The following is a 4,723-nucleotide window of genomic DNA, read 5'->3' on the forward strand; positions in this document are numbered from 1 at the left end:
TCGCGCGGTCATAGCGGGAGACCTCGATCCCGATGACCCAGCGCCCCGGACAGGGGCCGACCCTGGCGGCAGCCGCCCGACGAAGCTCGCGGTGACGCAACGCCACCATTACAGTAAGTATCTAGTCGGATACCTATCGTGATAGTCCATGGGGGTCGGATACTCCCGAGACCCCGAGAGGGAAGACCTCCATGCGACGTATCGTCACGACGCTCAATGCCGCCTTGCCCATCGTCGGCCTGCTCGCGGCGGCTGCCCCCGCAGCCGCGCACGCCGACCCCCACCCGGCGCAGCCCGCTACAGCACAGGTCCGCCAGGAGCCGACTTATACCTGCAACGAGATCACCCACAGCTATGTCACGGGGGCAGACACCGGTCGTGGGAACTGCACGACGTCCGACAATCTCCCTCAGCACGGCCCCATCAACGTGCGGTTCACCATCCGCGCACGCACCGGCTATCCCACCGCCGTCTCCTGCTACGTCCACCCGTTCGCGGGCGCCGGAAACGCCAACCTGCCCGGTTCTGTCTCGTCGCAGACCTGTCGTGACATCTAGGGCCTGTTTCAAAGTGATCAGAGCCATTCGTTGATGGCGGCGATGTGGATGGTGGCCTGGTAGCGGACGGCGAGCTTGTCGAACCTGGTGGCCAGTGCGCGGTGGCGTTTGAGGCGGTTGATGCCGCACTCCACGGCGTGGCGTTCGCGGTAGTCGACCGGGTCGAAGCCGGGTGGTCGGCCGCCGCGGGCCCCGCGGCGCAGGCGGTGGCCGGCCTGGTCGGCCGGTTCGGGGATCGTGGCCGCGATGCCCCGCCGCCGCAGGTGTGCTCGGATCGCCCTGGAGGAGTACGCCTTGTCCCCGCGCACCCGTTCGGGCCGGGTGCGCGGGTGCCCACCGCCGATGCGGGCGACCCGGATCCCGGCCATGACCGCCTCGAACTGGGGAGCATCACCCCGCTGTCCGGCGGTGACCACCAGCGACAACGGCTTTTGGCCCTGTTCGCAGGCCAGGTGGAGCTTGGTCGACAGCCCGCCCCGTGAACGCCCCAGCGCGTGATCGTCGGGCTCGGGCGTCTTCCCGCCCGGCGGCTCGGTCTGTCTGTCGCCGTGGCGGCGGGCTCCGGCCGCGTGCTGGTGGGCGCGCAGAACGGTGGAGTCCACCCCGACCTGCCAGCCGATCAGCCCGGCTGCATCGGCCCGTGCTTGCAGCCGGGCCAGCAGGCCGGCCCAGGTGCCGTCGCGTTGCCAGCGCCGAAACAGCGAGTACACCGCTTGCCAGGAGCCGTAGCATGCAGGCACGTCCCGCCATGGCGCACCGACACGCACCCGCCAGCGGATGCCGTCGATGAGCTGCCGTTTCGTCCATTTCGAGGGTCGCCCCGGACGGGGGGTTCGCCCCTGAATGTGGACACCGGTTTCAGGCGGTGGCAGCCAGGTTACCTGCGGTTTTCTCGTAGTTGATCGGTGACATTTGGCCGAGTGCGGAGTGGCGGCGGCGGGTGTTGTATCTGGTAATCCATCGGAAAACGGCCAGGCGGGCGTCACGGGCCGAGGGCCACCGGTGGGCGCCTTGTAGCGTTTCGCGTTTCAGGGTGGCGTTGAAGGCTTCGGCGGCGGCGTTGTCGGCGCTGGTCCCGACCGCGCCCCGGGAACGGGTGACATTCAGACGGCGGCAGGCGTCCTCGAACTCGCGGCTGCAGTATTGCGTGCCGTTGTCGCTGTGGAAGATCGCGCCGTCCAGGGCGCCGCCGCGCGTGTGGGCCGCGGCATCGAGCGCGTCGACGACGAGTTCGGTGCGCATGTGGTCGGCGATCGACCAGCCCGCCAACCTGCGTGATCCCAGGTCGATGACCGTGGCGAGGTAGAGGAACTTGCCGTCCCCGACCGGCAGGTAGGTGATGTCGCCGACGTATTTCTGGTTCGGGGCGTCCGCGGTGAACTCACGCCGCAGCAGGTCACCGACCGGGATCGCGGACGGCTCGGGCACCGTGGTGCGGACCTTCCTGCGCAGGTGCAGTCCGACGATGCCGTGCTCGCGCATCACCCGCGCGACCCGCTTGTGGTTCACCTTGACGCCCTGGTCATGCAGTTCGGCGGTGATGCGCGGTGACCCGTAGGTGCCGTCCTCGGCCTTGTGGATCTTCCGAATCTTCGCCGCCAGGACGTCGTCGGCCTGGCGGCGGGCCAGCCGGACCGGAGCGGCGGCCAGCCACCGGTAGAACGAGGACCGGGCGACCTGGAGCACCCGACACAACCGCTTCACGCCGAAGGCGTGCCTGTGATCTTCAACGAACTCGAAGCGGCTCACCAGTTCGTCTCGCCCGCGAAAAACTTGGCCGCCTTCCGCAGGATGTCCCGTTCCAGCTCCAACTCGGCGATCCGGGCCTTGAGCTGCTTGTTCTCCTCTTCCAACACGTCCGGCGAGGCTACCTAGTCCCCAGCAGCCGACTTCCCGACGATCCTGCGCGCCTTCGGACCCGCGGCCCCGCTGCGCTGCGCGGCCAGCACCCACTCCCGCAACGTCGCCCGGTTGATCCCCAGATCCTCAGCGACCTGCTTATAAGTCCTGGACGGGTCCGACAGATACAAGGCCACAGCGTCGGCCTTGAACTCCTCCGGATAGTTCTTCAGAGCCATCAAGAACAACTCTTCCCTGGACCTCAAGATCCAGTCTCCAAGGTGTCCACACTCAGGGGTGAGGTCCCCAGATTGTCGGACGTCGTGCAGCCCCCAACACCGTGGTTGGGGCTCGCCGACCCGTGGTAGTTGATCCTGTCGCAGGTGTAGGCCAGCTCCCGGCGGACCTGTGCTGTAGCGGGCTGGGCCGGGTGGGGGTCGGCGTGCGCGGCTGCGGGGGCAGCCGCCGTGAGCAGGCCGACGATGGGCAGGCCGACGATGGGCAGGGCGGCGCTGAGCGTCGTGACGATCTGTCACATGGAGGTCTTCCCTTTCGAGGGGCTCGGGAGTGTCCGACCCCTGGACTATCACGTTAAGTGTATGATTAGATACTTACTGTAACGGTAGCGTTTCCGTGAGCGTTGAGTTCGACCGCGATGAACGCCTGGTCGAGGTCGAGGACTTCCTTCCAGCGCCGCCGGCTGCTTTCTGCCTCTGTGCGGCTCTCGGTGGCTTCCTGGCACTCGGTCTCCGCAGGGGAGCAAACCGGCGCCAAGGTATGACTGTGTGTGGTTGACCGTGTCGTGAGAGTGTCATGAAGGGGAACGTGGGCAGTGATCCCAGGGCGGGACCGGCGGGGCCTGGTACTGGGGAAGAGACACGTCAATCGGTGCCGAAGGAGTGTGCAGTCATGCCAGAGCCGCAGCAGACCGTGGAGCAGCAGACCGTGGAGCAGCAGGCAGCGGAGCAGACCGCGGAAAGGCCCCGGGTCATCACCACCGCCGCGGGCAACGGCGGCGGCGGCAACACCGGGGACGGCGGTCCGGCCACCCGGGCCGAGATCGGCTACATGAATGGGGGTCGCGGTGGGCGTCGACGGCTCCCTCTACATCGCCGCGACCGGCAACCACCGCGCGCGCAAGGTCGATCCGCAAGGACAGATCTCCACGCCGTCCCTGCTCCCGAACATGACCAGCCCTGAGGGAGTTGCGGTGGCCGCCGACGGCACCTCCTTCTTCTCCAGAGCCAGCCGGGTGCTGAAGGTCACCCCGGACGGGACCACCACCGTCTACGCCGGGGGCGGAGAAGGCGCAGACGGCGGCCCGGCCATCGGCGCCCGGTTCCAAGGCGCCCATAGGATGGCGATGGCCGCCGACGGCACCCTGTTCATCGCCGAGTTGGACGCGCACCGGGTCCGCGCGGTGAGTCCGGCGGGGATCATCTCCACCGTCGCGGGCAACGGGACCAAGGGCTTCAGCGGAGACGGCGGCCCGGCCACCCGCGCCGCGCTCAACCAGCCCACCGACGTGGCGGTGGCCGCGGACGGCACCCTGTTCATCACCGATCGGCAAAACCGCCAGGTCCGCAAGGTCAGCCCGGCGGGGACCATCTCCACCTACGCCGGCGGCGGCACCGGCGACCCGATCGGCGGCGGCCCGGCCACCGGGGTGGCGCTGCAATCGCTGATGGGGGTCGCGGTCAGTGGCGACGGCGTCGTCTACATCGCCGACGACAGGGCCCACCGGGTCTGGACGGTCAGCCCGGCGGGAATCCTGTCGGTGTACGCCGACAACGGGACCGCGGCCTCCGCGGCGACGGCGGCCCGCCCACCAGCGCCTCGCTCTATTTCCCCTACGGCTTGGCCGTGGCCCCCGACGGCTCCCTGTTCATCGCCGACACCTACAACAAGCGCATCCGCAAAGTGGCCATCCCGCACCGGCCCTCACCCGTCCCGCTGATCACCTCCCCCGACAACGGCTCCCAGACCCGCGACCGCCGCCCCCAGATCGCCGGCGGCGGCGAACCCGGCGCCACCGTCACCGTCACCGTCATCGACCAGCGCGGCACCCTGCTGGGCACCACCACCGTGACCCAAGGCTTTTGGACCATGCGCCCCAGCACCGACCTCCCCATCGCCACCCACACCATCACCGCCACCCAACAGGCCCCCGACCACGACCCCTCCCCACCCACAACACCCATCACCTTCACCATCACCCCATGACGGCGTCCCGCTCCCGAACGTGTCCCCAGCCTCGACGCAGGAATTGATCTTGGGTGGCACCCTCGCGGGGGTGTCGGCCTTGGACCGATCCTCCGACCATGTCG

4 protein-coding genes and 1 pseudogene are annotated in these 4,723 nt (G+C 68.7%); 3 read left to right on the top strand and 2 right to left on the bottom strand.

Features of this window, described 5'->3' with window-relative positions:
• The first annotated feature begins 191 nt into the window (after positions 1–191).
• A complete protein-coding gene (locus tag AB0J52_RS27900; protein WP_500185367.1) occupies positions 192–557 on the top strand; it encodes a hypothetical protein in 366 nt (121 codons plus the stop codon).
• Positions 558–574: 17 nt separating this feature from the next.
• On the opposite strand, the gene AB0J52_RS27905 is transcribed toward AB0J52_RS27900, so the two are convergent.
• Both AB0J52_RS27905 and AB0J52_RS27910 read right to left on the bottom strand, forming a co-directional pair.
• On the bottom strand, positions 575–1,429 hold the full coding sequence (locus AB0J52_RS27905) for an IS5 family transposase (protein WP_500185371.1): 855 nt from the start codon (positions 1,427–1,429) through the stop codon (positions 575–577).
• Positions 1,416–2,635, bottom strand: a pseudogene (locus AB0J52_RS27910) (IS3 family transposase). The gene AB0J52_RS27905 and the pseudogene AB0J52_RS27910 overlap by 14 nt, the downstream one beginning before the upstream one ends.
• Positions 2,636–3,468: 833 nt before the next feature.
• On the opposite strand from AB0J52_RS27910, the gene AB0J52_RS27915 reads away from it, so the two are divergent.
• Together AB0J52_RS27915 and AB0J52_RS27920 are read left to right on the top strand one after the other, a co-directional pair.
• On the top strand, positions 3,469–4,353 hold the full coding sequence (locus tag AB0J52_RS27915; protein WP_500185368.1) for an NHL domain-containing protein: 885 nt from the start codon (positions 3,469–3,471) through the stop codon (positions 4,351–4,353).
• Positions 4,260–4,619 carry an Ig-like domain-containing protein gene (locus tag AB0J52_RS27920; RefSeq protein ID WP_500185369.1) on the top strand — a complete coding sequence of 120 codons (360 nt, stop codon included), beginning with the start codon at positions 4,260–4,262 and terminating at the stop codon, positions 4,617–4,619. The genes AB0J52_RS27915 and AB0J52_RS27920 overlap by 94 nt, the downstream gene beginning before the upstream one ends.
• Positions 4,620–4,723: the final 104 nt, after the last annotated feature.

The sequence above is a fragment of the Spirillospora sp. NPDC049652 genome (assembly GCF_040675125.1).
Taxonomy (GTDB): Bacteria; Actinomycetota; Actinomycetes; order Streptosporangiales; family Streptosporangiaceae; genus Spirillospora.

Coding starts and splice junctions, on each gene's coding strand:
- AB0J52_RS27900 (WP_500185367.1), top strand. CDS start 192: ATGCGACGTATCGTCACGACGCTCAATGCCGCCTTGCCCATCGTCGGC.
- AB0J52_RS27915 (WP_500185368.1), top strand. CDS start 3,469: ATGGGGGTCGCGGTGGGCGTCGACGGCTCCCTCTACATCGCCGCGACC.